At 69.2% G+C, this 25218-nt stretch carries 26 protein-coding genes and 1 riboswitch; of the genes, 11 read left to right on the top strand and 15 right to left on the bottom strand.

Annotated features, from left to right (window positions below):
* Position 1: 1 nt before the first annotated feature.
* The 4 genes from recQ to tmpT all read left to right on the top strand — a co-directional run bounded on the left by recQ (position 2) and on the right by tmpT (position 5324).
* Positions 2 to 1843, top strand: coding sequence for a DNA helicase RecQ (recQ, locus tag LGR54_RS12915; protein ID WP_370638197.1), 1842 nt, complete (start codon positions 2 to 4; stop codon positions 1841 to 1843).
* 139 nt (positions 1844 to 1982) lie between these two features.
* Complete coding sequence (locus LGR54_RS12920) at positions 1983 to 2528, top strand: SRPBCC family protein (RefSeq protein ID WP_370638198.1); 546 nt, start codon at positions 1983 to 1985, stop codon at positions 2526 to 2528.
* 979 nt (positions 2529 to 3507) lie between these two features.
* The gene (locus tag LGR54_RS12925) at positions 3508 to 4515 is read left to right on the top strand and encodes a beta-propeller fold lactonase family protein (protein WP_230362367.1); all 1008 of its coding nucleotides are present in this window, start codon (positions 3508 to 3510) and stop codon (positions 4513 to 4515) included.
* A 170-nt stretch (positions 4516 to 4685) separates the two neighbouring features.
* Complete coding sequence (gene tmpT / locus LGR54_RS12930) at positions 4686 to 5324, top strand: thiopurine S-methyltransferase (RefSeq protein WP_230362368.1); 639 nt, start codon at positions 4686 to 4688, stop codon at positions 5322 to 5324.
* A gap of 255 nt (positions 5325 to 5579) precedes the next feature.
* Here tmpT and LGR54_RS12935 read toward each other — a convergent pair whose 3' ends face one another.
* A complete protein-coding gene (locus tag LGR54_RS12935; RefSeq protein WP_230362369.1) occupies positions 5580 to 5747 on the bottom strand; it encodes a hypothetical protein in 168 nt (55 codons plus the stop codon).
* A gap of 89 nt (positions 5748 to 5836) precedes the next feature.
* Entirely contained in the window at positions 5837 to 6937 is a 1101-nt protein-coding gene (locus tag LGR54_RS12940) for a sulfate/molybdate ABC transporter ATP-binding protein (RefSeq protein ID WP_230362370.1), read from the bottom strand.
* A gap of 200 nt (positions 6938 to 7137) precedes the next feature.
* Here LGR54_RS12940 and LGR54_RS12945 point away from each other — a divergent pair, with 200 nt between their 5' ends.
* The gene (locus LGR54_RS12945; protein WP_230362371.1) at positions 7138 to 7785 is read left to right on the top strand and encodes an N-acetyltransferase; all 648 of its coding nucleotides are present in this window, start codon (positions 7138 to 7140) and stop codon (positions 7783 to 7785) included.
* A 65-nt stretch (positions 7786 to 7850) separates the two neighbouring features.
* On the opposite strand, the gene LGR54_RS12950 is transcribed toward LGR54_RS12945, so the two are convergent.
* The gene (locus tag LGR54_RS12950; RefSeq protein WP_230362508.1) at positions 7851 to 8252 is read right to left on the bottom strand and encodes a flagellar export protein FliJ; all 402 of its coding nucleotides are present in this window, start codon (positions 8250 to 8252) and stop codon (positions 7851 to 7853) included.
* A 537-nt stretch (positions 8253 to 8789) separates the two neighbouring features.
* On the opposite strand from LGR54_RS12950, the gene ctrA reads away from it, so the two are divergent.
* On the top strand, positions 8790 to 9491 hold the full coding sequence (ctrA, locus tag LGR54_RS12955; protein WP_213355350.1) for a response regulator transcription factor CtrA: 702 nt from the start codon (positions 8790 to 8792) through the stop codon (positions 9489 to 9491).
* Between the two features lie 145 nt (positions 9492 to 9636).
* On the opposite strand, the gene LGR54_RS12960 is transcribed toward ctrA, so the two are convergent.
* From LGR54_RS12960 to chpT, 5 genes are all read right to left on the bottom strand, one after another.
* Positions 9637 to 10449 (bottom strand): class I SAM-dependent methyltransferase, encoded by an 813-nt coding sequence (locus tag LGR54_RS12960; RefSeq protein ID WP_230362372.1) that lies wholly within the window; start codon positions 10447 to 10449, stop codon positions 9637 to 9639.
* Between the two features lie 314 nt (positions 10450 to 10763).
* Complete coding sequence (locus LGR54_RS12965; RefSeq protein WP_255607576.1) at positions 10764 to 11180, bottom strand: DUF305 domain-containing protein; 417 nt, start codon at positions 11178 to 11180, stop codon at positions 10764 to 10766.
* A gap of 74 nt (positions 11181 to 11254) precedes the next feature.
* Positions 11255 to 11701, bottom strand: coding sequence for a hypothetical protein (locus LGR54_RS12970; RefSeq protein ID WP_230362373.1), 447 nt, complete (start codon positions 11699 to 11701; stop codon positions 11255 to 11257).
* 70 nt (positions 11702 to 11771) lie between these two features.
* On the bottom strand, positions 11772 to 12887 hold the full coding sequence (locus tag LGR54_RS12975) for a chemotaxis protein CheW (RefSeq protein WP_230362374.1): 1116 nt from the start codon (positions 12885 to 12887) through the stop codon (positions 11772 to 11774).
* A gap of 128 nt (positions 12888 to 13015) precedes the next feature.
* Positions 13016 to 13651: a histidine phosphotransferase ChpT gene (gene chpT / locus LGR54_RS12980; RefSeq protein WP_230362375.1), complete on the bottom strand. Its 636-nt coding sequence runs from the start codon at positions 13649 to 13651 to the stop codon at positions 13016 to 13018.
* A gap of 393 nt (positions 13652 to 14044) precedes the next feature.
* Between chpT and LGR54_RS12985 the strand changes: the two genes are divergently transcribed.
* On the top strand, positions 14045 to 14632 hold the full coding sequence (locus LGR54_RS12985) for a DUF1134 domain-containing protein (RefSeq protein ID WP_230362376.1): 588 nt from the start codon (positions 14045 to 14047) through the stop codon (positions 14630 to 14632).
* Between the two features lie 307 nt (positions 14633 to 14939).
* Positions 14940 to 16196 (top strand): hypothetical protein, encoded by a 1257-nt coding sequence (locus LGR54_RS12990; protein WP_230362377.1) that lies wholly within the window; start codon positions 14940 to 14942, stop codon positions 16194 to 16196.
* 18 nt (positions 16197 to 16214) lie between these two features.
* Here the strand turns inward: LGR54_RS12990 and LGR54_RS12995 are convergent, their stop codons facing one another.
* The 6 genes from LGR54_RS12995 to LGR54_RS13020 all read right to left on the bottom strand — a co-directional run bounded on the left by LGR54_RS12995 (position 16215) and on the right by LGR54_RS13020 (position 22784).
* A complete protein-coding gene (locus LGR54_RS12995; RefSeq protein ID WP_230362378.1) occupies positions 16215 to 17156 on the bottom strand; it encodes a 2-hydroxyacid dehydrogenase in 942 nt (313 codons plus the stop codon).
* 331 nt (positions 17157 to 17487) lie between these two features.
* Positions 17488 to 18093, bottom strand: a complete 606-nt coding sequence (locus tag LGR54_RS13000; protein ID WP_230362379.1) for a thiamine phosphate synthase — start codon at positions 18091 to 18093, stop codon at positions 17488 to 17490.
* A 96-nt stretch (positions 18094 to 18189) separates the two neighbouring features.
* On the bottom strand, positions 18190 to 19011 hold the full coding sequence (locus LGR54_RS13005) for a thiazole synthase (RefSeq protein WP_230362510.1): 822 nt from the start codon (positions 19009 to 19011) through the stop codon (positions 18190 to 18192).
* Between the two features lie 28 nt (positions 19012 to 19039).
* The gene (gene thiS / locus LGR54_RS13010) at positions 19040 to 19237 is read right to left on the bottom strand and encodes a sulfur carrier protein ThiS (protein WP_230362380.1); all 198 of its coding nucleotides are present in this window, start codon (positions 19235 to 19237) and stop codon (positions 19040 to 19042) included.
* The gene (gene thiO, locus LGR54_RS13015) at positions 19215 to 20249 is read right to left on the bottom strand and encodes a glycine oxidase ThiO (protein WP_230362511.1); all 1035 of its coding nucleotides are present in this window, start codon (positions 20247 to 20249) and stop codon (positions 19215 to 19217) included. Before thiO ends, thiS begins: the two co-directional genes overlap by 23 nt.
* Positions 20250 to 20298: 49 nt before the next feature.
* A riboswitch (TPP riboswitch) is annotated at positions 20299 to 20436 on the bottom strand.
* A 65-nt stretch (positions 20437 to 20501) separates the two neighbouring features.
* Complete coding sequence (locus LGR54_RS13020) at positions 20502 to 22784, bottom strand: MHYT domain-containing protein (protein ID WP_255607606.1); 2283 nt, start codon at positions 22782 to 22784, stop codon at positions 20502 to 20504.
* Between the two features lie 314 nt (positions 22785 to 23098).
* On the opposite strand from LGR54_RS13020, the gene LGR54_RS13025 reads away from it, so the two are divergent.
* Together LGR54_RS13025 and LGR54_RS13030 are read left to right on the top strand one after the other, a co-directional pair.
* A complete protein-coding gene (locus tag LGR54_RS13025; RefSeq protein ID WP_230362382.1) occupies positions 23099 to 23821 on the top strand; it encodes a phosphatase PAP2 family protein in 723 nt (240 codons plus the stop codon).
* Between the two features lie 106 nt (positions 23822 to 23927).
* Positions 23928 to 24137 (top strand): hypothetical protein, encoded by a 210-nt coding sequence (locus tag LGR54_RS13030; protein ID WP_230362383.1) that lies wholly within the window; start codon positions 23928 to 23930, stop codon positions 24135 to 24137.
* A gap of 91 nt (positions 24138 to 24228) precedes the next feature.
* On the opposite strand, the gene LGR54_RS13035 is transcribed toward LGR54_RS13030, so the two are convergent.
* On the bottom strand, positions 24229 to 24627 hold the full coding sequence (locus LGR54_RS13035) for an MAPEG family protein (protein WP_230362384.1): 399 nt from the start codon (positions 24625 to 24627) through the stop codon (positions 24229 to 24231).
* Between the two features lie 64 nt (positions 24628 to 24691).
* Here LGR54_RS13035 and LGR54_RS13040 point away from each other — a divergent pair, with 64 nt between their 5' ends.
* Positions 24692 to 25210 (top strand): NUDIX hydrolase, encoded by a 519-nt coding sequence (locus LGR54_RS13040; protein ID WP_230362385.1) that lies wholly within the window; start codon positions 24692 to 24694, stop codon positions 25208 to 25210.
* Positions 25211 to 25218: the final 8 nt, after the last annotated feature.

Here is a 25218-nt window from a genome sequence, read left to right on the forward strand (position 1 = left end):
CATGAACATGCATGCCGCCGCTTCCGCCGCCTCCGACGTGCTGCCGCGCGAAGTCGAGGCGCGCAAGACCGCCATCCTCAAGGAGGTCTTCGGCTTCGACCGCTTCCGCCCCGGCCAGCAGGAGGTGGTGGATGCCGTGCTCGCCGGCGTGCCGACGCTGGCGGTGATGCCGACCGGCGCCGGCAAGTCGCTGTGCTACCAGCTGCCGGCGCTCACACTCGGCGGCCTCTCCATCGTCATCTCGCCGCTGATCGCGCTGATGGACGACCAGGTGAACGCGCTGAAGCTTCAGGGCGTCGCCGCCGAGGCGCTGCACTCCGGCAAGCCGCGCGAGGACAATGTCGCGATCTGGCGCCGCGTCGCGGCCGGCGAGGTGCGCCTGCTCTACCTCGCCCCCGAGCGGCTGATGACCGATCGCATGCTCTCCGCCCTCTCCCGGCTGCCGCTCGGCCTCGTCGCGGTGGACGAGGCGCACTGCATCTCGCAATGGGGCCATTCCTTCCGCAACGAATATCTCCAGCTCGGCCGGCTGCGCGAGATCTTCCCCGGCGTGCCGCTGGTGGCGCTCACCGCCACCGCCGATAAGGCGACGCAGGGCGACATCGTCGAGCGGCTGTTCGGCGGGCAGGCGCGGGTGTTCGTCTCCGGCTTCGACCGGCCGAACATCTTCATCGGCATGGAGGAGAAGAAGGACCCGGCCCGGCAGATCGAAAGCTATGTGAAGGCGCGCCCGCGCGTGCCCGGCATCATCTACCGCATCTCGCGCAAGAAGGTGGAGGAGACCGCCGAGCGCCTGGTCGCCGCCGGCGTCCGCGCTTTGCCCTATCACGCCGGCCTGTCGCCGGAGCAGCGCGCCGCGCATCAGGAGGCCTTCCTCGCCGAGGACGGCATCGTGATGGTGGCGACCGTCGCCTTCGGCATGGGCATCGACAAGTCGAATGTCCGCTATGTGCTGCATGCCGACGCGCCGGGCAGCCTCGAGGCCTATTATCAGGAGATCGGCCGCGCCGGTCGCGACGGCCAGCCCTCCGAGGCGCACCTGCTCTATTCCGGCGGCGACATCGCCACCCGCCGCCGCTTCATCGACGAGGAACAGTCCTCGCCCGAGCGCAAGCTGGTGGAGGCGCGCCGGCTCGACGCCATGGTCGGCTTCTGCGAGGCGGTCACCTGCCGTCGCGCGGTGCTGCTCGGCTATTTCGGCGAGCGCGCCAAGGCCTGCGGCCATTGCGACGTCTGCCGCGATCCGCCCAAGGTGGTGGACGCCTCGAAGCAGGCGGAGCTGGTGCTGCGCCTCGCCCGCGCCACCGGCGAGCGCTACGGCGCCGCCTATCTCGCCAGCGTCGTCACCGGCCAGCGCTCCGATCAGGTGTGCGGGCGCGGCCATGACCGGCTCGCCGATTTCGGCGCCGGCGCCGACCGCCCGGCCACCGAGTGGCGCGCCCTGCTGCGCCAGCTGGTCGCCACCGGTGCGCTGCATGCCGATGTCGAGCGCTTCGGTGCGCTCCAGCTCACCGATAACGGCAAGGCGATCCTCGCCGGCACCCGCGCCTTCACCCTGCGCGCGCCCTCGAAGGTGAAGCGCGACCGCTCCAGCCGGCCCGAGGCCCCCGAACTCGCCCCCGCCGAGGCCTCGCTGCTGGCCAAGCTCAAGGCGCTGCGCCGCGAATTGGCCGCCGAGCGCGGCGTGCCGGCCTATGTCGTCTTCGCCGACCGCACGCTGGAGGAGATGGCGGTGGAGCACCCGCGCAACCGCTTGGAGCTTGGCGGTATCAAGGGCGTCGGCGCCGCCAAGCTGGAGGCGTTCGGCACCGCGTTTCTCAAGGTGCTGAAGGATTTTTCTTAGAATTCTCTTAGAATTACCGAAGAATTCGCCCGCGACATTTTCGCCGTTCAAAGGAGTTCACGACGGCCGATTCCGCTCCTAGACTGGTTGGCAACGGGCGAGAAACGTCCGCAACGTCAACTGTTCCGGGATGGAAACGATGAAGTTCGAACTCCTCACCATGGCCGTGGCCGCGGCCACCCTCGCCGTCGGCGCCTCCGGCGCGCAGGCGCACGGCCCCACCCGCCAGAAGGTCAGCGAGACCATCGTGATCAACGCTGCCCCGGCCAAGGTCTGGGAGGTGGTCAGCAACTTCCAGGATGGCGGCTGGATCCCGGTGGTCGACAAGACCGAGGGCACCGGCGGCAACGCGGCCGGCGCCAAGCGTACCCTGACGCTGAAGAACGGCGCGACGGTGGTCGAGGAGGTCGCCAAGCTCGAGCCCGAGAAGATGACCCTGATGTACCGCATCGATCAGGTCGACGTGAAGGTGCTGCCGGTCACCAACTACTCCTCCTGGCTCATCGTGACGCCGGCCGAGGGCGGGGCGAAGTCGCAGGTCGAGTGGCGCGGTGCCTTCTACCGCGGCTACCCCAACAACGATCCGCCGCCGGAGCTGAACGACGAGGCCGCCATCGCCGCCGTGACCGGGCTCTACAAGGCCGGCCTCGACGGGCTGAAGAAGAAGATCGAAGGCGGCAGCTGAGGCCGGCGGCGCGGCGGCCTCCCGAGAGGTCCGGTGCTGACACGACTCAAGGGCAACCTCATCCTGAGATGCCCGGCGACAGCCGGGCCTCGAAGGATGGTCGTCCGGCCCGGCACCGCGAGCATCCTTCGAGGCTCGCCGACGTTCGCACCTCAGGATGAGGGCGCTCGATGGATCGCCCCTCGGCTCTCCGGGATGACGAACCCGCCGCACCTGTCATTGCGCTCGAGCATCCACGCTTTTTCACGGCGCACCGGCGGAGAGGAAGACGTGGATGGCCGGGACAAGCCCGGTCACGACGATAATCCAAGGTCACTGGTATCCAAGGTCACTGACCTCCAGAGTCACTGGCATGCCCGGTCTCACGTCATGCCCGAGCGATACCGGCCGGCCACGCCGTCGGGCGGACGACTACACCGCGCACACCGTCATGCCCGGGCTTTGGCCCGGGCATCCACGACGTCTCCCTGTGCCCCGGCAGCACGTCATGACGGTGGGCGGTGCGGAAAGATCAAGCTGCTAGGAATGGATAGGCCACGGCACGCGCCCATCCCCTCACCCAACCCTCTCCCCATGGGAAAGGGCTTCCCGCCCCCTCTTCACAGAATGCTGCGCCTGCCGTCCGAGTACACCACTCCGCATCTGCTGCCTCTTCTGCTGTCACCTCGTCCCCCATTTGGGTACCCCCTCTCCCCGTCGGGGAGAGGGATGGAGTGAGGGATCTTCTGCGGCTCGGCAATGGTGCCGTCCCTCACCGGCCCGCGCAGCCTCCCTTGGGTTTTCCAGGAGCGGGACAACGGGGCCTCACACCTCGAGATAACGGCGCTCGACGGATTGGGCCTCGGCCCTCCACGACGCCACCCGCACCGGCCGTCATGCCCGGGCTTGGCCCGGACATTCACGACTTTTCGCTACGCCCAGAAGCACGTCATACCGGTAGGCCGTGCGGAAAGATCAAGCTGCTAGGAACGGATACGCCATGGCAACCGCCGATCCCCTCACCCAACCCTTTCCCAATGGAAGAGGGCTTCGTGCCCCTCTCCCGGCCATCGCGCTTCTGTTCGCCTCCCTCCTCGCACCCGTCCCCCTCCCCGCCCGCGCCGACGAGGCCTTCGTCACCTCGCAGCCGGCGGAGACCCTCTCCATCGTCGATCTGCCGACCGGCAAGGTCGTCGCCACGCTGAAGATCCCCGGCAAGCCGGCCGGCATCGCGGTGAGCCCGGACGGTGCCCGCGCCTTCGTCACCTCGCCGGACGGCAAGGCGCTCACCATCCTCGACGCCGCCAGCCGCACGGTGCAGCACCGAGTCGAGGTCGGCGGCGGCCCGCTCGGCGTCGCCGTGCACCCCTCCGGCAGCCCGGCCTATGTCGCCGACTGGTACCTGCACCGCATCGTCGCGGTGGACGCGGCCTCGGGCGCCATCGCCGGCGAGGTGCAGGTCGGCGAGTCCCCCTCCGGGCTCGCCGTCACCCCGGACGGCGCGCTGCTGCTCTCCGCCGACCGCGATTCCGACGCGGTGAGCTTCATCGATACCGCCCCCCTCGCCCGCACCGGCTCGGTGAAGGTCGGCACCCGGCCGTTCGGCGTCACCATCGACGCCGAGGGCCGACGCGCCTACACCGCCAATGTCGGCTCCGACGATGTCAGCATCATCGACATCGCCGCCCGCCAGGTGGTCGCCACGGTGAAGGTCGGCCAGCGGCCCTATGCGGTGGCGCTGGCGCAGGGCCGCGCCTTCGTCACCGACCAGTACGCCTCGACGGTTTCCGTCTTCGATACCGCGACGCTGCAATCCCTCGCCACCATCCCGGTCGGCGACTACCCGGAGGGCATCGCGGCGAGCCGCGACGGCGCCTTCGTCTATGTGGCGAACTGGGAAGCCAACACGCTGAGCGTCATCGACGTCGCCACGCTGAAGGTCATCGCCGATATCGACGTCGCCGACGGCCCGCGCGCCTTCGGCGCCTTCATCCGGCGAACTCCCTAGCGGGCCGCCCCGGGACGCTCCATGCGAGCAGAAGACGAGCCGGCTCCGCTCCGCCCCGAGGCGCGCCGACGATACATGTTGGCGGAAGCGTGGAGCCCGCATGATCGCGCTAGGCAACCGCATCGCCGGGACTATGATGCCCGCTGCCGGCGAAGCAAGGGTGTGTGACGATGGAAGAGGAATTCTGGCAGGGCAAATGGCGGCGCGGCGAGATCGCCTTCCACGAGGCCCAAGGCAACCCCTTGCTTCGGCGCTACCTTCCCGCCCTCGACCTGCCGGCCAGCACGCGCTTTCTTCTGCCGCTCTGCGGCAAGACCCGCGACATTGGCTGGCTGCTCGGACAGGGCCATCCCGTTGTCGGCGCCGAACTTAGCCGGCTTGCCATCGAGCAGCTCTTCGCCGAACTCGGCCTGGTGCCGCACGTGACCCCGGCCGGGCCGCTGGAGCGTTTCGAGGCCGGGCGGCTCACCGTCTTCGTCGGCAATTTCTTCGATCTCGACCGTGCGACCCTCGGCGAGGTCGGCGCGGTCTATGACCGGGCGGCGCTCGTGGCGCTGCCGGAGGCGATGCGCGCGCGCTATGCGGGCCATCTCGTCCACCTCACCCATGCCGCGCCACAGCTGTTGATCGCCTTCGACTACGACCAGTCGCAGCTGGTCGGCCCGCCCTTCGCGGTACCGGAGGCGGAGGTGCGGCGGCACTACGGCGCCGCCTATCATGTCACCCAGGCTGGCCGGCACGAATTGAAGGACGGGCTGAAGGGCCTGAAGCCGGTCGACGAGATCGTCTGGCTGATGCGCCCGCGCTGAGACCGGGACGCCCCCTGCCCTTCTCCGCGTCGGAGCCTCCTTCTCCCCGTCGACGAGCTATCCCCTCGCCACCGGCGGAGAGATCCACCAAGACGCCCGCGCTAAAGGATCGGAACGCCCCTTCCCCCTCTCCCCGTCGTGGAGAGGGTCGGGGTGATGGGTCTGTTTGGGTGAGAGATCGTCCCGGGCCGGCGTCTATGCGCCCGCGCTGAGGCGCCGGCCCGGCATGGCCGCCGCCCCGCGCCACCGCCGCGCTCAGAACACCAGCCAGTAGCCGATCAGCGCCACGGCCGCGAGCACCACCAGTCCCAGCGGGCCGTGCCACCAGCGCCGGCCCGGCTGGCGGCCACCGCATGTGGGGCACAACGGCGCGTTATCGGCGACCGGCTGGTAACCGCAGTGTCGGCAGGAGGTGGTGGCCATGGGCCGCTCTCGGCTCGCGAGGAAGAGGTACGGTTCATTTAACCCGATACCTGCCAGAGCGACAGCCGAGAAAGCGCGCCAGGCCTCGTTCAGATCGCGTAATCGCCGGTCTGGTGCGCCGAGGGGGCGCGGCAGTCGGTGCCCGGCGCGCCGTCGGCGAACAGCCGCGCCCGCTCCAGCCGCACCGCCACCTTCTCACCCACCGGCACCCGAACCGAGGGGGCGATGTCGGCCTCGAACAGCGCGCTGCCGACCTCCAGTTCCAGCCGGCGGATGGCGCCGTGGCGGCGGAAGCCGCGCACCACCCCCGGCAGGCCCGGCGTACCGGCGAGGCCGATGGCGATGTCGTGCGGCCGCACATAGAGCAGCGCCGGCCCGTCCGGTACCGGCGATTTCGGCGCGGCGATCGGGGTGTGGCCGGCAAAGGCGGTGCCGTCCTTCACCTGCACCTCGATGCGGCTGGATTCGCCCATGAAGCCGAAAACCGTCGCCGAGGCCGGGCGGTCATAGACGTCGTCCGGCGTGCCCACCTGCTCGATCTTGCCCTTGCCCATCACCACCACGCGGTCGGCGAGTTCCAGCGCCTCCTCCTGGTCGTGGGTGACGAACAGCGTGGTGTGGCCGGTGCGGTCGTGCAGCTCGCGCAGCCATTTGCGCAGCTCCTTGCGCACCAGCGCGTCGAGCGCGCCGAAAGGCTCGTCGAGCAGCAGCACCTTGGGCTCGATCGCCAGCGCCCGGGCCAGCGCCACGCGCTGGCGCTGGCCGCCGGACAGCTGCGCCGGGAAGCGGCCGCCAAAGGCCTCCAGCTGCACCAGCGCGAGCAGGTCGGCCACCCGCTTCTTGATCTCCGTCTCGCTCGGCCGCTCGGCGCGCGGGCGCGAGCGCAGGCCGAAGGCGACATTGTCGGCCACCGTCATGTGGCGGAACAGGGCGTAGTTCTGGAACACGAAGCCGATGCCGCGCCGGCGCACCGGCACCGACAGCGCGTCCTCGCCGTTGAACGTCACCCGGCCGCGGCTCGGCTGCTCCAGCCCGGCGACGATGCGCAGCAGCGTGGTCTTGCCGGAGCCCGAAGGGCCCAGCAGCGCCACCAGCTCGCTCGGCTTCACGTCGAGCGAGATGTCCGACAGCGCGGGCGTACCGCTGCCGAAATCCTTGCCCACATGCTCGATGTTCACCGCGACGGTCATCAATTCACTCGCTGTCGACGTGATTAGTATATTAATCCGCAACCTACCCGAAAAATTGGCGATGTGAAGCCTTTCCGGCAACCCTTCCCGGCCAGCCGCCGGCTGGCTTCTCCCGCAAGCCCCATAGGCGGCGCCGGGAGGCTCTGCTAAGCCGGAAGTTCCGGCGGCCCTCCGCGCCGCCGATCCGCAGCCGAGCCACCATGACGACCGAACCCACGCCCGACACCCTCCGCGCCACGCCGGCCGCCCCTGTTCTCGCTCTCGACGGCCTGACGCCGGTCCCGGCCGGCAAGGTCGCCGCCATCGTCACCTTCCTGGAGATGCGCGCCCGCCCGGCGCCGCTGGCCGAGCCGGAAGGCCACGGGCTTGAGATCCGCCGCGTCGAGCAGCCGGATCCCGGCTGGTACCGCGCGCTGTTCCGCCGCATCGGCGAGGAGTGGCTGTGGTTCTCGCGCCTGCGCCTGTCGGATGCCGCGCTGGCGGCGATCCTCGGCGATCCGGCGGTGGAGGTGCACGCGCTGGTGCGCGGCGAGGAGGAAATCGGCCTTCTGGAGCTCGACTGGCGGGTGCCCGGCGAGGTCGAGCTCGGCTTTTTCGGCCTGGTGCCGGGGGAAACCGGTGCCGGCGCCGGCCGCGTGCTGATGAACCGCGCCATCGAGCGGGCCTTCGCCCGCGCCGTCGATCGCTTCTTCGTGCACACCTGCACGCTCGATCATCCGGCGGCGGTCAGCTTCTACATGAAGTCGGGATTCGTGCCGGTCGGGCGGGCGGTGGAGATCGCCGACGACCCCCGGCTCGACGGCACGATACGCCGCGACGCCGCGCGTCACTTTCCGGTGATCGGGTAGATCCCGCCGCGCGGCGCCGGGGATCGGCGGGCGCTGTCGCTTAGGAAACGTGCGGGCGAAAGCCCTCAGGCCAGCGCGGCGGTGGAGCGCACGCGGCGGCCGCCGGTCGGGCGCGTCACCTCGACGCCTTCCATCCCGCGCTCGCGCTCGCCGAGCGCCTCGACCTTCTTCAGTTCGTCCAGCGCCGCGTCGAGCGCCGCGCGGGCCTCGTCCAGCTGGCCCTTCAGCTCGTCGGCCGAGCGGCGCAGGTTGTCGCGGCGGGTGGCGGCGGCGCGCGCATAGGTCGGGTAGGCGAAATGGCTGGTATCGCTGATGCCGGCGCGGTTTTCCTCCGCCAGGATCTCGCGGTCTAGGTCACGCGCCATACGGTCGAAATCGGCGATCATGCCGTCGATCTGCGCGAAATGGCGACGCTTTTCCTCGGCCTGGAACCGCTTCAGGCGAATGACGGTATCGAGCGACTTCATGCCGGCGTTACTCCGCTTGTCGGGCCGGAGCGGTCTGCCGGCGCCCATCGGCACCGACACCGGGCCGCCCGGGTCGAGCCGCCCTTTACGCGGCGGCACGGGCATCTTCGCGTGCAGAGGTTGCCGCTTCCTTACATTTTCGGGGGGAAAGCGGCCTGGCCGACCTATTCGGGCGACTTTCCAGGGGTTTGGAAACGATTTGTTTACCGGCTCCATTAATGATCGTTCACGTCCGGTGTGATCCGGTGCCTTGGCGCGAAAGCCGAGTCGCCAGATTCACTTAAGCGCACTTCTTAAGATTCGGCTTGAGACAGTCGGTCACAAAAATTCTGGTTCCTTGCCAGCCGCTTGTGGGAAGACTCGAAGAAAATTCGTGGCGACCCGCTTGTGCTAAGGAATCCGGTTTTGTTACCCATTGGATCGTAGTTGACGAATCGGTGTGCCGAGCCGGGCGCGGGGTTGGGGTGACGCTCGGAACGGGAGTTGTCCGATTGTGCGCTGAAACCCCGGGGGCCGTGGCGAGGGAAGGGGATTGGCATGCGCGTCTTGCTCATCGAGGACGACCGCGCGACCGCGCAGAGCATCGAATTGATGCTCAAGTCCGAGAGTTTCAACGTCTATACGACGGATCTCGGCGAAGAGGGTGTCGACCTCGGCAAGCTCTACGATTACGACATCATTCTGCTCGATCTGAACCTGCCGGACATGTCCGGCTATGACGTTCTGAAAGGGCTTCGCGTCGCGAAGGTGAAGACGCCGATCCTGATCCTCTCCGGCCTCGCCGGCATCGAGGACAAGGTGAAGGGCCTCGGCTTCGGCGCCGACGACTATCTCACCAAGCCGTTCCACAAGGACGAGTTGGTGGCGCGCATCCACGCCATTGTGCGCCGGTCGAAGGGCCATGCGCAGTCGGTCATCACCACCGGCGAGTTGGTGGTGAACCTCGACACCAAGACCGTCGAGGTCGGTGGCGCCCGCGTGCACCTCACCGGCAAGGAGTACCAGATGCTGGAGCTCCTCTCGCTGCGCAAAGGCACGACGCTGACCAAGGAGATGTTCCTCAACCATCTCTATGGCGGCATGGACGAGCCGGAGCTGAAGATCATCGACGTCTTCATCTGCAAGCTGCGCAAGAAGCTCGCCAACGCCTCCAGCGGCCACAACTTCATCGAGACGGTGTGGGGCCGCGGCTATGTGCTGCGCGAGGCCGGCGAGCAGGAACAGCGCATCCCGGCCTAAGCCGGCCGCCAACGCCGAAGACGGCCCCGCCGCGAGGCGGAACTGCGAAGACGGGTCCCTCGCCGCGAGGCCGGGCGCCAGGACACAGACCCCGCCGCGAGGCGGGGTTTTGCGTTGGTGCCCTCCCCTCGCCGATAGCGCCGGATCAGTGCCGCATGGCGCTCACCACGATGGCCCGCATCCGTCCCTCGATCGCTCCCGGCCCGAAGCGCGCCTTGAGCATCGGCGCCACCGCATTGGTCACCTCGTCGAGTCGGCCGGGCGCCCGCGCCTCGATCTCGCCGCGCAGCGGCGTTCCCTGGCAGAAGGCGACGGCGAGGTCGCGGGCCGAGGTCGCCCGCCCGACATGGTTCACCACCGTGGCGGTGAAGCCGACGAGCCCGGCCGCGCTCACATCCTCGTACAGCCGGTCGAGGCTGTGATAGCCGTGCGGCGTGCGCTCCAGGAACCGCGGCGGGTCCTCGGGAAACAGCGCCGCCAGCGCATCGGTCGCCGCCTGCCCGAAATCATGGGTCGCGAGACGGTCCCAGACGTTGAACATCAGCGTCCCGCCCGGCGCCAGCACGCGCCGCACCTCCCGGAACCCCTGCAGCTTGTCGGGAAGGAACATCATGCCGAACTGGCAGACGACCGCATCGAACAGGCCGTCGCCGAAGGGGAGCGCCATCGCGTCCGCCTGCCGCCAGTCGATGCGGGGATCGTGGATGCCGTGCGCGGCGATCTCCAGCATGGCCGGGTTGAGATCGGTGGCGACGAGACGCGCCTGCTCCGGCAGCCGCTCGGCGAGGGCGCGGGTCACCGCGCCGGTGCCCGCGGCGATTTCCAGCACGCGGTAGGGCTCCAGCGCCGCCACGCGCATGGCGAGGTCGGCGGCGAAGGGTGCGAAGAGGACCGGCACCAGCAGCCGTTCGTAGATCTCGGGAATGGCACCGGCGAAGACGCTGTCATTGCCAGGCATGGCGGCCTCCGTACCCCGCTCCCCTCACCGGAGGCATCATAGCACGGCCAGCCTTGCCCCGTCCGAGCCGCCCTCGGGCCTGTCGGGCCGGCAGCCCGGCTGGACCACCTGCCTGCCGCAAATGTGAATGGCCGGGCAATGCCCGGCCATTCGTTGCGGGGAGAGCGGAGGTGCTCGGGTAGAAACCGCCGGCACCACCGCCCCCCGGTCGTCCTGTCTCCCGGCGCTCGGGCGGCTCGCACCGCCCAACCGCCAAAGTCGCGGGAAGATCATCCCGCGAGGGTCGTCACGCCAAGCCCGTCACGCCAAGCCCGTCACTTGCCCTTCTTGGCCAGCCAGGCCTTGAGGAAGGCGATCTCGCTTTCCTGCGCCTTGATGATCTCCTCGGCGAGCTTGCGCAGTTCGGGATCCTTTCCGTACTGCAGCTCGATCTTCGCCATGTCGATCGCGCCCTGGTGGTGTGGGATCATGCCCTGCGCGAAGTCGACATCGGCATCGCCGGTCATCGGCACCGACATGCCCTGGTGCATGCGGGCATTGGCGGCCTCGAAGGCCTTGGAGGACGGGCTGTCGCTGCCGGCCATGTGCGCGCTGTGGTCCATGCCGGGCATCGTGCCCTGATTCATGGTGCCGTGGCTCATGCCCGGTATGGTGGAGGACTGCGCCAGCGCCGGCGCGGCGAGGACGAGAAGGCCGGCGGCGACGAGGCCACCCGTAAGCGTCTTGTTCATGAGAGAGTTCCTGAAAGGGATCGGAACGCCCCCCGGCATGGGGCCGGGCGGCGCGCGGACAGGTCGATCGGCGTTCAGGCGTGTCGCGGCGGCGGGTCCGGGCGGGCGAGGCCGGTGCCGGATAGTGGTAGCGCCGGGCCGGCGGCGAGCGGCGCCGCCACCGCCAGCGGCACGACGAGTTGGGAAGCCGCGAGCGGCGGCACCATCAGGCAGGTGAGCACGCAGCACAGATGCGACAGCGCCGCCCCACCGTCATGCGGCGCGACGGTGGCGACGGCATCGGCCGCGTAGGAAACCTTGGCGACCGGAACCTTGGCGAGCGCCGCCTCGGCCTGCGCCGCGGCCCCTTCGTGGCAGGGCATCGCCCCGGCCGCATTGTCGATCCGGCTCGTCATGCCGATCTGCGCGCCCATCGCCTGCGCGGCCGTCACCGGCCCCGTCAGGGTGAAGGCCAGCGCGATCAGCGCGGCGATCAATCTCGCAAGGGCAATCCGGCGCAGTGCCAAGAGGGGATGATCCACGTCCTGCTTCGGTCGATGGCGAGACTAGCACGGATGAACCCGCAGGGTCGCCTCCCGGCGGCCCCGCCGTTCACGAAGCCGCGCGCGGTCCCCAGCCGAGGCCGGCGGCGATCAGCCGGGGCGTGTCGCCCGGCGGCAGGTGGCCGGCGAAGCCTTCCAGCCGGCCCGGCCGGCCGGTCAGCGCCAGGCACAGCGTCGCCGGCGGCGGCGCACCGGTCGGCACGCCATAGGCGCCGACATCGTAGATCGCCACGTCGAAACGGCCGGCGGTGAGTTCCAGCGCCCGCGCGTGGTCGGCGAGCGACACGTGATGGCCGAGCGCCCGCACCAAGGCCTGCATCTGTGTCCGTGCCGGCCCGTCATGCATCACCAGCAGCACCCGCGCCACCGGGCGCTCGACCGCGCTGCGGCCGGGCTCCAGCAGCGGGTAGCTCTGGCCGTCGGCGACGAGGCGCTGCTTGAGGCCGGCTACGTCCACCCGCCCCTCCGGCGCCAGGCCGAGCACCGCCTCGACCGGCACCGGGGTGCCCTCGCGGCCAAGGCGCAGCAGGTAGGAGCGGCCGGCGATCTCGCCGGGGCAGCGGATCGCCTGCAGGGCGGAAAGGCTCACCGCTTCCGGCGCATGGCCGGGGCGGCGCACCAGGAGATGCGCTTCCGGCGCCGCCGGGGCGGCCTTGCGACCGAAAACGCCGATGGTCATGTCGAGGATCGCCGCCTGCCGCCCGTCGGCGAGGCGGGCGACGCCGCCGATCAGCTCGGCGCAGGAGGAAGAGAAGCGGCTGCGCCAGTCGTCCGACATCAGCTGGATCTCGGCGCGGGCCTGCACCGGCTCGTCGTCGATCAGGGCGGTCGCCCGCACCTTGCCCTCGGTGCCGAACAGCACCAGCGCGCCGCGCTCCGGCGCCGTCGCGGTGGCAAGGCCGAGGCGGGAGGACAGGCGGATCAGCGGCAGGCCGGAGGCGCCGAGCGTGCCCTTGCCGGCCATGCGGGCCAGTTGCTCGAAGCGGGCACGGCCCAGCGGCATCACATTGACGACGCGCGAGGACGGCAGGGCGAAGCGCATGCCGCCGAGGCGGAACACCAGCACGCCGATCGTGGCCTCCTCGCGCGCCGGCAACGGGCTTTGCGCGCCGGCGACGGCGCGAGCGGGAGAGGCGAGCGGGGCGAGGGATTCGATCGGCGACATGACGGAACCGGCCACTCTTACGGAACGCGGAAGCCCCTTGCGGGGTACCGCCGAGTGTGCGCCGGTCAACGTTAACGGCTTCTGAAGATCGCTGACCGAGGGGCAGCCCGGTCGCGCGGAGGCCTTGCTCAGGCCGCCACCGCCTCGATCAGCACCGCCTCGCCATCCATGGTGAAGGAGATGGCGACCCCGACCTCGCGGGCGAGCAGGCCGGTATAATGCGGCTGGATGGCATGGGCGTCGACCTGCCCGTCCTCCGGCACCTGGCCGGCGAGCAGGGTGGGCAGATGCGCGGGAATGCGCGCATGGCTGCCCTCGGTGCGCAGCCGGAAGCCGTCATCGCTGCCGGCGACATGGATGCGCCCGCCGCGCGGAATGGTCGCCCCGGCGACCAGCAGCAGGTTGAGCAGCAGCTTCACCCGGTTCTTCGGCAGCAGCGCGCGGGGCACCTGCCAGTCGAGGCTGGTGCGGTCGTCCTGGATGAAGCCGCGCGCGACGTTCTCGGCGTCGCCGGTGTCGATCTGCGCCCCCGCCGAGCCGGCGGCGCCGAAGGCGAGCCGGCAGAACTGCAGCCGGGCCGAGGCCTGGCGGGCGCTCTTGGCGATCAGCTCCAGCGCGAACTGCTTCATCGAGGGATCGTCCTCGTCCTCCAGCACCTCCAGCCCGTTGACGATGGCGCCCACCGGGCTGATCACGTCGTGGCACACGCGCGAGCACAGCAGCGCGGCAAGGTCGAGCTTGTCGAGGTCGATGGCGGTCGTCATCGCGGCTCCGTCACGGCAAGGCGAAGGGACAGGCCCGCCCGCGAATCGCAGGGCACGCGGGGCGGGCGGATCAGGAGGCGGTGATACACCGCACCCGCCGCCGCGCCAACCGCAAGCCCGGCGGCCGCCGCCGCTCATGGCTGCAAGCCAGCCACGCTGCGAGCTGCTCCCCCTTGGAAGCCGCCGGTTTCGGCCCGCTCAGGCGCCGGTGACCGGCCGGACCGCCGGCTTCCCGGCCCCCTGTCGCGGCTACTGCCTTCCTGTCGCCCTTCTGCGTGTTAATGATACGTTGGGATTCGCACGTCCACCGTCTCCCGCGAGCCGCACGATCCACACGCACGTCAGATTTCAACGCACGTCAGACGTCAGCCCGTCCTCAATGTGAGACCGCCAATGCCGACCTTGCGCGCCCTCCTCGCCTGCCTGTCGCTCCTGGTGCTGCCTGCCCTCGCCTCCCCGGCGGCGGCGCAATACCAGCAGCAGCCGCAACAGTCCGGCGGCACCTATTCCGCCGACGAGCTGGTGTCCCGCGGTCACGGCTTCTTCGGCGAGGTCTCGCGCGGGCTCGCTCTGTCCATCGAGAAGGCGGTCGGCCAGTGGGGCCAGCCCAATGGCTACATTCTCGGCCAGGAGGGCGGCGGCGCCTTCGTCGGCGGCCTGCGCTACGGCGAGGGCACGCTCTACACCCGCAATGCCGGCGACCTGAAGGTGTTCTGGCAGGGCCCCTCGCTGGGCTGGGATTTCGGCGGCGACGGCGCCCGCACCATGATCCTGGTGTACAACCTCAATTCCATCAACGACGTCTTCCGGCGCTTCGGCGGCATTTCCGGCTCGGCCTATTTCGTCGCCGGCTTCGGTATGACCGCGCTGGCGAGCGACAACATGGTGGTGGTGCCGATCCGCTCCGGCGTCGGCGTCCGCCTCGGCGCCAATATCGGCTATCTGAAGTTCACCCCCAACGCGACCTGGAACCCGTTCTGAACCGCCCGGCGGCCGCGTCGGCGGGACATGCGAGGCGCGTGCGGATCCCCTCGCATCCGCAAGAATTGACGGCGCGGCGACCCGCCGGGTGGTTCCGCGCGGCGGCAATCCCTCCTAGACTGATGGGGTCGAGCCGGGCAGCGGCGCGGCGGCGGCACGCGTGGGGAAGCGCCGGATCGCCGGGAACCGCACGGGTTTCAATGGGCTGGAGCATGGTCCCGCAAGGGTCTTTCAACGTTTGCGGAACATGCTCTAGTGTCGGCGCAGGGCATGCGCCCTTGTACAGCGTAGAGGATGAGGTCGCCGCATGATCGAAGCGGTCATGTATGCCGCCATCGGCTTCCTGACGGCGACCCTGCTCGCCCTGCTCATCCTGCCGGCCATCTGGCGGCGGGCGGTGCGGCTGACGCGCCGGCGGGTCGAGAACGCCATTCCGGTCACCCTCGCCGAGATCCAGGCCGACAAGGACCAGCTGCGCGCCGTCCACGCCGTCGAGATCCGCCGCCTCGAGCGTGAGGTCGACCGGCTCTATGCCCGCACCGCCGGGCAGTGGGAGCAACTCGTCGCCCAGGACGGCGAATTGCTCGCCCGCGCCGGCGCGCTCGCCGAGGTCACCGCCCGCCTCGAGGCGCTGCAAACCCGCGAGAGCGAGCTCGCCGCGCATGACAGCCAGCTCGCCGCCGATCTGTCCGAGCGCGCCAGCCAGCTGGACGAGACCCGCGTGGCGCTCGACACCGCGCAGACCGCGCTCGCCGCCACCCGCCGGACACTCGACGACACCGCCTCCCGCGCCGGCGGGCTCGAAGTCGACAACACCGCGCTCACCGAGCTGCGCGAGACGCTGAAGGGCCGGGTCGCCGATCTCGACCGCCACCTCGCCACCACCTCCGCCCATCTCGCCGACGACCGCGTCCGGCTGCGCGACAGCGAGGAGGCGCTCACCGCCGAACGCGCGCGCACGGCCGACCTCGCCACCCGCCTCGCGGCGCTGCAGGGCGAGTTCGAGGCCGCCTCCGCGCAAGCCGAGGTGCAGGCCACCGATTTCGCCGCGCTGCGCATCGAGGCCGACAGCCTGTCGGACCGCACCCGCAAGGCCGAGGCGCGCCGCGACGAGGCCCTCCTCGACGCCGAGCGCATCGCCACCGGCGCCCAGGCCGCGCAGGCGGATGCCGAGGCCGCCGCCCGGCAGTCCGGCGACCTGGCACGCATGCTGCGGGCGGAGATGGACATGCTGGAAGCCGCGCTCGCCAAGGCGCGGGCCGAGCGCGGCGAGGCGCAGGCGCGGCTCGACGAGCTGGCGCCGGGAGCCGGTGGTGCGGAAGCGCTCGACGCCGCCGCGCTGCGCAGCCGCATCAGCGAGATCGGCGCCGAGGTGGCCGCCATGGTGGCGACGCTGGAAGGCCCGGGCTCGCCGATCGAGACCATTCTCGCCGCCAACCCGCCGGCCGGCGGCGCGCCGCTGCTCGCCGACCGCATCCGCGCGCTGCAGCAGCAGGCGCATCAGCAGCGGCCGCCGGCGCCCCCGGTGTCGCTGGTGCCCCCGGATCGCGCGGTGGCGGAATAGGCCACGCGGGACGCGGCCTCAGGCGACCGGGGTGAGCACTGCCCGGCCGCCGAAATGCGCCTGTAGATTGTCGATGACGAGGCTAAGGGTCGCCCGCGCCGCCTCCGGCGCACGGCCGGCGATGTGCGGCGTCAGGACGATATTGTCGAGTTCGAGCAGTTCCGGCGGAATATCCGGCTCGCCTTCCACCACGTCGAGGGCCGCGCCGGCAAGGCGCCCCTGCCGAAGCGCCGCGATCAGCGCGTGGGTATCGACCACGCTGCCGCGGGCGATGTTGACGAGGAAGCCGTCCGGCCCGAGCGCGTCGAGCACGCCCTCATCCACCAGATGCCGCGTGGCGGCCCCGCCGGGCGTCGCCACGACCAGGAAATCCGCCCACGCCGCCAGATCCCGGACGGAGGGCAGATAGAGCCAGTCCGAACCCTCACGCGCCCTTCGGCTGTGATAGGCCACCGGCATGCCGAAGCCATGGGCGCCGCGCCGGGCGATCTGCTCGCCGATGGTGCCGAGGCCGAGAATGCCGAGTTTCTTGCCGGAGATCATCGGGCGAAGCTGGCGCGAGCCCGCCCAGCCGCCGCGCCGCACCGCCGTGTCGGCGCTCACCACGCCCCGCACCGCGGTCATCAGCAGCGCCATGGCATGGTCGGCGACGCAGGCCGCATTGGTGCCCGGACCATGGGTGACGACGATGCCGCGCTCGCGCGCCGCCGCGAGGTCGACCCGCTCATAGCCGGCGCCGAGCGCGCAGATGATTTCGAGGTTCGGCAGCGCGGCGATATCCTCGGCGCTGAGGCCGGTGGAACCATTGGTGAGCACGGCGCGCACATGCGGCGCCCCTTGCTGGAGGCGACGGGCGCCGGCCTCGGCATCCGGCTCGACGTCGACCTCGAAGCCCGCCTCCTCCAGGCGCAACCTCGCATCCGCGGCGAGTTCGATGACGACGAGAAGCGGGATCGGCATGGCAGGCTCCACAGACGGCGTCAGGCGACGCGGGGCGGCACTCTCGCACCGAACGCCATGAACGGGCCATGCGAAATCGTCATGGATGCTGCCGGAGTTTGCCTGCCGATTCTCGTTCGCCTCTTGCTCCGCACGCCCGGCAGCCGCCGGCACGCGCGCCGCATGACGCCGAGCCGGATGCCGGCGGGGGCGTCGCTCAGTCCAGCTTGCAACCCTTGATGATCTTTGCAATCGCGGCCTTTGAGCCGCGCACGTTGAACGTGGTCTCGTGGTAGTTCTTGCCAAGCAAGGTCACGACCACCGCGATCCCCCTACCGGATCGGCGCGCCCGTCACACGAATTCGCGTGTCAGCTCCACATAGGCGCGCGCCCGCGCTTCCGGGTGCTCGTTGAGCAGCACGTCGGTCACCACCGAGATGGCATCGGCGCCGGCGTCGAGCACGCCGCGGGCGCGGTCGAGATTGATGCCGCCGATCCCCACCAGCGGCAGCTCGCCCACCAGCTTCTTCCAGCCGCGCACGCGCTCCAGCCCCTGCGGCTCCCACTTCATCTTCTTCAGGATGGTCGGGTAGACCGGCCCCAGCGCCACATAGTCGGGCTTCGCCGCCAGCGCGGTGTCGAGCTCGGCCTCGTCATGGGTGCTGACCCCGAGCCGCAGCCCGGCGCGGCGGATCGCCGGCAGGTCGGCCTCGACGAGGTCCTCCTGGCCGAGATGGATGAAATCGCAGCCGAGATCGATGGCGAGCTGCCAGTAGTCGTTGACGATCAGCTGCGCGCCGTAGCGCGCGCACACCGCCTTGGCCTCGGCGATCTCCCGCCGCAGCTCGTCCGCCTCCATGTCCTTGGCGCGCAACTGCACCAGCTTCACGCCCTGCGGCAGTAGCCGGGGCAGCCAGCTGGCGCGATCGACGATGAGGTAGAACGGATCGAGCTTCATTTGGCGTCTTTCTTGGTTTTCGCGACGCCGGGGGCGGCGATGCGTCCCTCGGCTGTCATTGGCGCCTATCCATTACGGCGCTATTGCCTCACACGCCTAGCCGAAATGCGCCTGGCCCATCACCGGGGTCGAGGGAGCGGCCATGTCGCGCGCCTCCATCGGGTCGGCACGGAACCCCTCGCGGCCGGCCTCGATGGCAAGCGCGAAGGCGCGGGCCATCTTCACCGGGTCGCCGGCCTTGGCAACGGCGGTGTTCAGCAGCACCGCGTCATAGCCGAGTTCCATCGCCGCCGCCGCGTGCGAGGGCACGCCGACGCCGGCATCGACCACCAGCGGGATGCGCGGGAAATGCGCCCGCATCGAGCGCAGGCCATAGGGATTGTTCAGCCCCCGCCCCGAGCCGATCGGCGCGCCCCAGGGCATCAGCACCTCGCAGCCGGCGGCGATCAGCTTGTCGGCGACGATGAGGTCGTCCGTGGTGTAGGGGAACACCTGGAAGCCGTCGCGGCAGAGGATCCGCGCCGCCTCGACCAGGCCGAACACGTCGGGCTGCAGCGTGTCGTCCTCGCCGATCACCTCCAGCTTGATCCAGGGGGTGTCGAAGAGTTCGCGCGCCATCTCGGCGGTGGTCACCGCCTCCTTCACCGTCTTGCAGCCGGCGGTGTTGGGCAGCACCTTCACCCCGAGGTCGCGGATCAGCTGCCAGAAGCTCTGGCCGGCGAGCGGCTGCCCCGCCTTGGCCACCCCGGATTCACGACGCAGCGACACGGTGACGATCTCCGCCGCCGAGGCGCGGATCGCTTCGGCGAGGATCGCCGGCGAGGGATATTGCGCGGTGCCGAGCAGCAGCCGGGAATTGACCCGCGTGCCGTAGAACTCCACCGGGTCGGCGGCGGTCGTCGAAGTGGTCGGGCTCATGGAAGTGGTCGGGCTCATGGCATCCATCTCAGCCTCCCTGCATGGGCGCGAGGATTTCCACCCGGTCGCCGGCGACGATCGGGGTTGCGTCACGTTTCGCCTTGCGCACCATCGCCCCGTTCAAGGCTGTGGCGACGACGGCATCGGCATAGCCGAGCTCGGCGATGAGCCCGGCGAGGGTGGCGGCGCGGATCTCCGCCGCCTCACCATTGACGACGATCTTCATCCATCACCTCCGGGAAATGCGTCCCGTCGAAAGCCAGTTCCGCCGCGCGGCGCGCGAGCGCCGGCGCCAGCAGGAAGCCATGGCGGTAAAAGCCGTTCACGCGGATGGTCCGCCCGTGCCGGCGGATGCGCGGCAGGTTGTCGGGGAAGGCCGGGCGCACATCGGCGCCGATCTCCACCACTTCCGCCTCGCCGAAGGCGGGGTGCAGCGCATAGACCGCCGAGAGCAGCTCCAGCAGCGAGCGCCCGGTCACCCGCCCGCGCTCGTCATTCTCGATCGAGGTGGCGCCGATCATGAAATGCCCGTCGCCGCGCGGCACGATGTAGACGGGGATGCGCGGGTGCAGCATGCGCACCGGCCGCTTCAGCGTGATCTCGGTGGAGTACAGCACCAGCATCTCGCCCTTCACCCCCCGAAGGTCGGGAAGCACGTCGCGGGCGGCGAGACCACGGCAGTCCAGCACCACATCGGCCTCATCGTCCACTGCGGCGGAGGCGTCGGCCGCATCGTACACCGCACTGGTCACATCGGACTGGTAGCGGAAGGTAACTCCATACTCGTTCACCAGCCGCCCGGTGAGCGCGGCCAGCGCCTTGCGCGGCTCCAGATGCGCCTCGGTGGGGAAGAACAGGCCCTGCTCGAAACGCCCGGCGAGATCCGGCTCCAGCGCGCCGAGCCGGGCGCCGTCGATCCACTCATAGCCTTCGGTACGGCGGGAAAACCGTTTCAGATCAGGTAGATCGCGCGCCTGCGCCAGGACGAGGCTGCCTTCGGCCGGCACGTCCGGCACCTCGCGGCGCCAATAATCGAGCGACTCGAAGCCGAGTTCGGCGACCAGCGGCTCGGCGCTTTCGCGCTCGCACCACGGCGCCAGCATGCCGCCGGCGAACCAGGAGCAGCCCTGTCCCGATCCAGATTTCCGTTCCAGAACAGTGACTTGCGCACCCCGCTGCGCGAAGGCGTGCGCACAGGTCAGCCCCGCCACGCCGGCGCCGACAATGGTCACGCGCATCGCATTGGCGGGTCGAGCCGTCGCCGTTCCGTCATGATCGAGGATGATTGGGTCGCTCATGCAGCCTCCCTCCGCCAGTCCGAACTGGATCAGGTTCAAAGGGTCGCCATGCCGCAAGAACACTCGAATACCGCGTTCCGCGCCGATGGCCTCTCAGCCTCCTGACGAGGCTCCCCCGGATGCGGTTGATATAATCATTCACCGGCGCGCTGTCACGCGGCGGTCGACAATATTCCCTTACGCTTGATTTCCTTACGCTTGGCGCGAGGACAGCGGCACCACATTGTCAGCCGGCCGATGCAGCACCTCGCTCAACACCCGGTCGAGCATCTCCTGGCCGAACGGCTTGGCGAGGCGGCGCAAGCCGGTGTCCGCACCGTCCGGCAGTTGGGCGTATCCCGTGCCCAGTATGATCGGAAGTGCCGGAGATATCTCGCTTATCGCGGCAGCGAGCTGCAGGCCGGTCATGCCCGGCATCGCTTGGTCGGTCAGCACGACGTCGAAGTTCTCGCCCCTGGCCAACGCCGCCAGCGCCTCGCTTCCCGAGCTTGCCTCCACCACGTGATAACCGAGGTCCTCGATCATCGCCGCGGTCGCCGAGAGCACCAGCGGATCGTCATCGACCACCAGCACGCGGCGCGAGCCGCCGTCACGCCGCAATGGCGGCACCGGCAACGCGGCCGGCAAAGCGGCGGCCCCGCGCGGGCCGGGAGCGATGGGCAGATAGATCGACGCCGTGGTGCCCTGCCCCGGTTGGCTGGTCAGTGTCAGCCGCCCGCCGGATTGCGCTGCCAGCCCGTGCACCATGGCGAGACCGAGCCCCGTGCCCTTCCCCACTCCCTTGGTGGTGAAGAAGGGTTCCGTCGCCCGCACCAGCGTCGCGTCGTCCATGCCGACGCCGTCATCGGCGACGCTGAGAAAGAAGAAGCTCGCCTCGTCCTCCTCTGCCGGGCTCTCCACCCGGGTCTCGCCGGCGCTGATGACGATCGCGCCGCCTTGCGGCATCGCATCGCGGGCGTTCACCACCAGGTTCAGCAGCGCCAGTTCGAGCTGGTTGGCGTCGACCATCGCTTTGGGCAGACCGAGCGGGAAACGGGTCTCCACATTGATGGCAGGACCGATCGAGCGGCGCAGCAGATCGGCCATGCTGAGCACCAGCTCCGGCACGTCCACGGGTTCGGGCTTGAGATCCTGCCGCCGGGCAAAGGCGAGCATGCGCTGGGTCAACGCCGCGCCACGCTGCGCCGCCTGCATGGTGTTCTCCAGCAGCATCCGCAGGCGATCATCGTCCTGGGCGCGGCGGCGAGCGAGTTCGAGATTGCCGACGATCACGGCCAGAAGATTGTTGAAGTCATGGGCGATCCCGCCGGTCAGCTGCCCCACCGCTTCGAGCTTCTGCGCCTGGCGCAGTGCCGATTCGGTGCGGCGGCGTTCGGTGACATCGACGAGACCACACAGCGTCTTGGTGAGATGCCCGTCGGCATCCCGCTCGGCCACCGCCGACAAGACGCAGTCGATCTGGCGTCCGTCCTTGGCGATCATCGTGTACTCCGCCTCGTGCAGTTCTCCAGCGCTCAGGAGGCGCGGCCAATGCTCCTCATTGCGGCGGCGGGCGGATTCCGTGGTCATGAAATCGGTCAGCAGCCGCCCCATGACCTCCTCCTCGCGATAACCGAGAAGCTCAAGCCAGCTGTGGCTGACCTGCTGGATACGCCCGTCGGGGCCCAGCGAATGCAACGGCAGCGGTGTATGGCGATAGAGATGACGGAAGCGCTCATCGCTGGAGCGCACCATCGCCGCCGCGCGATCCGCCAGCACACCCGAGCGACGGTCATACATGACCGCCAGGATCGCCGTGAACAGGATCACCACGGTCGAGGCCGTCACGGCGGTCACCAGCTGGCCCGCCTCGACCGCCGTACCGGCCGCGGGGGCCGGGATCGACGCGTTCGGAACCAGAGAAAAGCCGGCCATGGCAATGTAGTGCATGCCGGAAATGCCGATGCCGAGCGCAACCGCCGCAACCAGCCTCTCTACGGTCGAGTGCAGCCGGAACGCGATCCACAAAGCGGCCGTGGAGGCAACGATGGCCACGAGAACGGCCGTCGCCATGTAGAGCGGCGCATAGCTTCCATCCGCCTGCATGCGCATGGCCGCCATGCCGGTGTAGTGCATGCCGACGATGCCGAGCCCCATGACGACGCCGCTCAGCAGCACCGGCCAGGTGCCCGCCTGCAAGCTGACGGCATAGAACGCCCCCCCCGTGGCGACCAGGGCGACAAGGAAGGAAGCAAGGGTCTGCAACGTGTCGTAGGTGACCGGCATGGGCAGGCGAAGCGCCAGCATGCCGATGAAATGCATGGACCATATGCCGCCGCCGAGAACCGCGGCGGCGGCGAACAGCCACCACCGTCGCGCGGCGCCTACAGCCGGCGGAATGCGTGTCGCCAGATCCAGCGCGGTATAGGAAGCCGCCATCGCGATGAAGACCGACAGGCCCATCAGCGCGACGTCATGCCCCTGGACGCCATGCATCTCCACTTTCGCCGAACTCCCACGAACTCCCCGGTGGCAGCGGCCGGCCACCTCGATCTCGTCGAACAGGTCTGCCCGCACCTATCTCGTTCAAGTGACACGGCCGTCGGCACGGAGAGGCCCGACGACAGCGGATAGCGTTCAGCTCAGATAGCCAAGCAGCCACAGGACAAGAATAATCGGCAACGGAATGCCAAGGAGCCACAACAGACCACCTTTGAACATGAATCTCTCCCGTCGTGAATGTGACGAAAAAACATTCGGGTCGGGCTTCAGTTCCCACTCGGCCGAAAATCCATCATCCTGAGCCCGACATGACCATCACTCGATCCAAGCCGGCCTCACGCCCCGCCGCCAACCCTGCCGAGATCGGCGGCCTCCTCATACTGGCCATCGCAGCCGCCGGCGTGCTGCTCTTCGCCTTCATCGCCGACAGCGTGCGAGAGGGACAGACCCACGCCTTCGACGAAGCCGTGCTCTTGGCGTTCCGTCAGGCGGGCAATCCCGCTCTGCCGATCGGGCCGAGCTGGCTGGGGATCGTGGTACGCGACTTTACCAGCCTGGGCAGTACCACCGTGCTCACTGTGGTCACGCTGCTGACGGCCGGCTACCTCGCGGTGGACGGCAAGCGCGGTGTCGCGCTGTTCGTGCTGTTTGCCACGTTCGGAGGCGCGCTGCTGAGCCTGGCGCTCAAGATCGGCTTCGATCGGCCCCGACCCGACATCGTCGACCATCTCGTCGACGTTCATACGCTGAGCTTTCCGAGTGGCCACGCCATGGGCGCCGCGGTGACCTATCTTACCCTCGGTGTGCTGATCGTCCGCACGGAGAGCCGGCGGCGCATCAAGGTCTATGTGCTCGGGGTTGCGGTGACGCTGACGCTGCTGGTCGGCCTCAGCCGCCTCTATCTCGGCGTGCATTGGCCGACGGACGTGCTGGCCGGCTGGTGCGTCGGCAGCGCCTGGGCGCTGCTGTGCTGGTTGGCGGCGAACTGGCTGCAGCGGCGCGGACGAATCGAGCCGGAAGATGCGGATTGAAACGACGCCGCGCAGGTAAAGCTCTTGGCGGTAGCTCCGTCCCGCGCCTATGCTGTCGGATCGGGCCACCAGAGCCCTATGAGGAACGCCAATCGAGGAGGAGCGCATGCCGTCCAGCACGCCCACCGGCAATCTGATCCACGAAATGGGGGTCGTCGAGACCACCCAGTCCGACAACATCCTGCGTTGGGATGGAGAAGAGCTTTATGTCGAGCAGGACATCTATCACAACGGCCAGCTCGTGCACCGCAAGTACAAGCGCCGGGTGACGCGCAACGTCGCACAGGCGCTCGCCACGCTCCTGCATCAGCATTGACCTGCCGCCCATCCGGGCCATCGCTTGGGCGACGGCCGATCGGAGGAGCCCGGCCGTAAACGACCGGGCTTCAAGACGATAGAGTGAGCGCTCAGGATGGGAGCAGGACGGCGATCAATATCAATCCCAGCCCCGCAATGCCGGTGAGCCAGACGAGCGAGCGCAGATAGGGCACGCCGAGCGCGTAAAGCGGCACATAGGCGAGACGGGACAGAAAATACAACCAGGCTCCCCAGAAGGTCGCGGTCCCGTTCCGGCCAGCGACGTGAGCGATCAGTATCGCCGCAGCAAAGAGCGGCAACGTCTCCAGAAGATTGTTCTGCGCACGCCGCAACCGGCCGGTAAGCTCGCCTTCGGGCGGTCCTGGGCGGTCGCGCGCGCCAGCGTTGTAGTCCAGCCCGGTCTCCCGGTTACGAAGCATCGCGACGAGAAATATCTGCACGAGCGCGACGACGAGCGTCCAGCCGAGAAGTAACAGTTCGATCGTCATCGCACCTCGCCCAAAGGTCAGAATGAGGGATCGAATATTTGCGAAACTTGTTTACATAAGGAATATGGACAAGGCCAAACAACGCCAGAAACGCGCGGCGCACGGGCATTCGCTGCAGCAGGTGGCGGCACTCGCTCATCGCTGGGTGGACGATAGCCGTCTGGAAGTGCTGGTGCTGTCCTCGCGCGAGACGCACCGCCCCGTGATCCCCAAGGGGTGGCCGATCAAAGGCCGCAAGGACTGGAAGTCCGCGGAGATCGAGGCGCGGCAGGAAGCAGGTGTGGTCGGGCGGATCGCCCGCAAGCCGGTTGGTCAATACCGCTACTGGAAGCGTATCAATCGGCAATTCGTGCTGGTTCAGGTCGCCGTCTACCCGCTCGAGGTGACCCGGCAGCTCGACGACTGGCCGGAGCGGAGCGAGCGCACCCTGATATGGCTGCCGCCCGAAGATGCCGCGTTGCTGGTCGATGAAACCGACCTCGGAACGCTCATCCTCGAATGTGCCCGCAATCTGAGGTCAGCACGGCATCGGAAGGCCGGCATCTCCAGCCAAGCGGAGAAGCCGGCCGACGCGGCGATCTGAAGATCGCA

It is taken from the genome of Ancylobacter sp. Lp-2 (genome assembly GCF_020523795.1).
In the GTDB taxonomy this organism is placed as follows: domain Bacteria; phylum Pseudomonadota; class Alphaproteobacteria; order Rhizobiales; family Xanthobacteraceae; genus Ancylobacter.